This is a genomic window from uncultured Chryseobacterium sp. (genome assembly GCF_913776365.1).
Lineage (GTDB): Bacteria > Bacteroidota > Bacteroidia > Flavobacteriales > Weeksellaceae > Chryseobacterium.
In genome coordinates this window covers 1-4,265 of sequence record NZ_CAJYMO010000048.1, presented here as the reverse complement: position 1 = coordinate 4,265, position 4,265 = coordinate 1, and the positions used below count along the sequence as shown (strand labels likewise).

Below are 4,265 nucleotides of genomic sequence, written 5' to 3'. Positions count from 1 at the left end.
AAAAGAATATGACGGACTGGTTATCGGCAACCAGGGAACCAATTTCTCCGTAGGAGCCAACCTGGCCATGATCCTGATGATGGCTATTGAACAGGACTGGGATGACCTGAATATGGCCATCGCCTATTTCCAGAAATCCATGATGCGGGTACGCTATTCCTCCATTCCTGTAGTCGTTGCTCCCCACGGAATGACCTTAGGCGGAGGCTGTGAAATGACCATGCATGCCGACCGGGTGGTGGCTGCAGCAGAAACTTATATCGGACTGGTAGAAACCGGAGTGGGTGTTATTCCCGGCGGCGGCGGAACTAAGGAACTGACGCTCAGAACTTCCAGGGAATTCCATAACGACGACGTGAAAAACAACAGGCTCCGCGATGCATTCATGAACATTGCCATGGGTAAAGTAGCGACCTCTGCTTATGAAGCCTATGATATGGGAATTCTCGAACACGGAAAAGACATTGTTTCGGTAGATAAAAGAACGCAGATCAAAACCGCTAAAATGCTGGCCAAAAGCCTTGCAGAACATGGCTACACTCAACCGGTCGAACAGAAAGTAAAAGTACTGGGAAAAGATGCCCTCGGAATGTTCTACGTCGGCACCGATCAGATGCTTACCGGAAACTACATCTCCGAACACGACAAGAAAATTGCCGATAAATTAGCCAACGTCATGGTAGGCGGAAACCTTTCCGAACCCACCGTGGTTACCGAACAGTATCTCCTGAACCTCGAAAGGGAAACCTTCCTGCAGCTTTGCGGAGAAAGGAAAACGCTGGAAAGGATTCAGTACATGCTGCAGAACGGAAAACCGCTTAGGAACTAAATTATTTGTAATATGTAAAAAGTATTAACGTAAAAAGTATTTTTTATTATGCATGATTTTCGCCAGCTTGAAGTTTGGAAAAGGTCAATTCAGCTTTGCAAGACCTTCTATTTCTTTTCAGTAGAATTTCCCAGAGATGAGCTATTTGGTCTTACCTCTCAGTCGAGAAGATCTTTGTATTCCATCCCGTCCAACATTGCGGAAGGTGCAGGAAGAGATACAAATGCTCAATTTTCACATTTTTTAAATATAGCTTTAGGCTCTTCTTTTGAGTTTGAAACTCAGATAATAATTGCGAAAGAATGTGGATTTTTTGCCGAAGATAAATTTCAGATGACTCTCCGCGACGTACAGCATATACAAAATATGATTATTAAACTGAAACAGGTTTATTCAAGTTAAGACTTAAGATACATTGTACATTATACATTAATACATTATACAATTTATGAAAACAGCATATATCGTAAAAGGATTCAGAACAGCCGTCGGGAAAGCCCCGAAGGGAAGCCTGAGATTCACCCGTCCGGATGTGATGGCCGCTACCGTGATTGAAAAGCTCATGGCCGAACTCCCGCAGCTGGACAAAAACAGGATTGATGACCTGATTGTAGGAAATGCCATGCCCGAAGCTGAGCAGGGACTGAATGTTGCCCGGCTGATTTCCCTGATGGGACTGAATACCGACAAAGTTCCGGGCGTTACCGTCAACAGGTACTGTGCATCCGGAAGTGAAGCCATTGCCATTGCTTCTGCAAAAATCCAGGCCGGAATGGCCGACTGCATTATTGCCGGCGGTACGGAATCCATGTCCTACATCCCGATGGGAGGATACAAGCCGGTGCCGGAAACCCGGATTGCCAAAACCAATCCTGACTATTACTGGGGAATGGGATACACTGCGGAAGAAGTAGCCAAGCAGTACAGGATCACCCGTGAGGAGCAGGACCAGTTTGCTTTTGAATCTCACCGGAAAGCTTTGCAGGCAAATGCGGAAGGTAGATTTGCCAGTCAGATCGTTCCGGTTCCGGTTGAGTATAATTTTCTGGACGAAAACCAAAAGATGCAGACTAAAAAGTTTGATTTTTCTGTGGATGAAGGCCCCAGGGCAGATACTTCGCTGGAAGGACTGGCAAAACTGAAGCCTGTTTTTGCCAACGGAGGCAGCGTAACGGCGGGAAACTCTTCCCAGATGAGCGATGGGGCAGCATTTGTCATGGTGATGAGCGAAGAAATAGTAAATGAACTGGGATTGAAACCGGAAGCCAGGCTGGTTTCCTATGCGGCAGCCGGACTGGAGCCACGGATTATGGGAATGGGCCCTTTGTATGCCATTCCGAAGGCCCTGAAACAGGCCGGACTGCAACTGAAGGATATTGAATTGATTGAAATGAATGAAGCGTTTGCTTCCCAATCGGTAGCCATTAAAAAAGAACTGGACCTTAATCCTGATATCCTGAACGTTAACGGAGGAGCCATTGCACTGGGCCATCCGCTGGGATGTACCGGAACCAAACTGACCGTTCAGCTGCTGGATGAAATGAGAAAACGCGGCAACAAATACGGAATGGTTACCATGTGTGTGGGTACCGGACAAGGCGCAGCCAGTGTGTTCGAGCTCCTGTAACATGGAAATGGAAAATGGAAAGCAGATAACAGAAGGGTGATTGGCTGATGCATGGTAAAGAAACAAGAACTTCTCGATACCTGAAACAGGCTTTGCCTGCAAAACAGAATCAACAGGAAACAGTTCTGTTTCGTTCAAATTTCAAAAGCTGCAATGCCTGCAAAACAGATGCGACATCGGCTGAGTATGTATCGGTGACAGTCTGCAGTCTGTCTGCCTGTCATTCATCCGTTCAAAAATAAAAAAAACAGTATTAAATGGGAAATGTAACAAAAGGCGGTGAATTCCTGATCAGGGAAATTCCTGCCAACGAAATCTTCAGCATGGAAGAGCTGAATGAAGAACAGAAAATGCTCCGGGATTCTGCAAAAGAATTTATAGACCGGGAAGTGGTTCCCCAGAAGGAGCGGTTTGAAAAAAAAGATTATGCATTCACGGAAGAGGTGATGCGCAAGCTGGGAGAAATGGGAATGCTGGGAATTGCCGTTCCGGAAGCGTACGGAGGCCTGGGAATGGGATTTGTGACCACCATGCTGGCCTGCGACTACCTTTCCGGAGTTACCGGTTCCCTGGCTACGGCTTACGGAGCACATACGGGAATCGGAACCCTTCCGATTGTCTTGTACGGAACGGAAGACCAAAAGCAGAAATACCTGCCGGATCTGGCAGCCGGCACGAAATTCGGGGCCTATTGCCTGACCGAACCGGATGCAGGGTCTGACGCCAACTCCGGAAAGACCAAGGCAAAACTTTCTGATGACGGAAAACATTATATCATCAACGGACAGAAAATGTGGATCTCCAATGCCGGATTTGCTGATACCTTCACCCTGTTTGCCAAGATAGAAGACGATAAAAACATCACGGGTTTTGTGATCAACCGTTCAGAGCTTGAAAATCCGGAAAGCCTTACTTTTGGCGAAGAGGAACATAAACTGGGAATCCGGGCCTCTTCTACCCGCCAGGTGTTCTTTAATGATATGAAAGTTCCTGCAGAGAACCTGCTGGGTGAAAGAAACAACGGATTCAAGATCGCTCTGAATGCACTGAATGTAGGCCGGATCAAGCTGGCAGCCGCATGTCTTGATGCCCAGAGAAGAATACTGAACCACTCTATCCAGTATTCAAACGAAAGAAAACAGTTCGGGGTTTCTATCTCCACATTCGGAGCCATCAGAAAAAAAATCGCAGAAATGGCAACCGGTGTTTTTGTAAGCGAAGCCGGATCCTACAGGGCAGCCAAAAATATCGAGGATAAAATCCAGGAGCTGGTGGAAGGCGGACTGGATCATCAGGCCGCCGAGCTGAAGGGAGTTGAAGAATTTGCCGTGGAATGCTCTATCCTCAAAGTATTTGTTTCAGATCTGGCACAGCATACGGCAGATGAAGGCATCCAGGTCTACGGCGGAATGGGATTCTCTGAAGACACCCCGATGGAAGCGGCCTGGAGAGATTCCAGGATTTCAAGAATCTACGAAGGGACCAACGAAATCAACAGACTGCTTTCCGTAGGTATGCTGATCAAGAGAGCGATGAAGGGAGAGCTTGATCTTCTTTCTCCTGCCATGGCGATCGGCAAAGAACTGATGGGCATCCCTTCTTTTGAAGTGCCTGATTATTCAGCCTTCATGAGTGAGGAAAAAGCCCTGATCGCCAACCTGAAGAAAGTATTCTTAATGGTTTCCGGTGCGGCCCTTCAGAAATACATGATGGAAATTGAAAAACAGCAGCATCTCCTGCTGAATGCCTCCGAAATCCTGAACCAGATCTACATGGCGGAATCTGCCGTACTGAGAGCAGAGAAACATT

4 protein-coding genes are annotated in these 4,265 nt (G+C 47.0%); all 4 read left to right on the top strand.

Translation table 11 applies throughout. The annotated features are described in order from the left end of the window. A partial coding sequence (locus QZ735_RS02740) for an enoyl-CoA hydratase/isomerase family protein (protein ID WP_294243912.1) occupies positions 1 to 829 on the top strand: 829 nt, incomplete at its 5' end. A 48-nt stretch (positions 830 to 877) separates the two neighbouring features. Continuing rightward, on the top strand, positions 878 to 1,231 hold the full coding sequence (locus QZ735_RS02735) for a four helix bundle protein (RefSeq protein WP_294243911.1): 354 nt from the start codon (positions 878 to 880) through the stop codon (positions 1,229 to 1,231). Positions 1,232 to 1,277: 46 nt separating this feature from the next. After that, the gene (locus QZ735_RS02730) at positions 1,278 to 2,456 is read left to right on the top strand and encodes an acetyl-CoA C-acyltransferase (RefSeq protein ID WP_294243910.1); all 1,179 of its coding nucleotides are present in this window, start codon (positions 1,278 to 1,280) and stop codon (positions 2,454 to 2,456) included. Positions 2,457 to 2,713: 257 nt separating this feature from the next. Then, on the top strand, positions 2,714 to 4,265 hold a 1,552-nt coding region (locus QZ735_RS02725), incomplete at its 3' end, for an acyl-CoA dehydrogenase family protein (protein WP_294243908.1).

What these genes read in the sequence shown, in the direction of transcription:
- QZ735_RS02735 (WP_294243911.1), top strand. Translation starts at nt 878, where the DNA reads ATGCATGATTTTCGCCAGCTTGAAGTTTGGAAAAGGTCAATTCAGCTT.
- QZ735_RS02730 (WP_294243910.1), top strand. Translation starts at nt 1,278, where the DNA reads ATGAAAACAGCATATATCGTAAAAGGATTCAGAACAGCCGTCGGGAAA.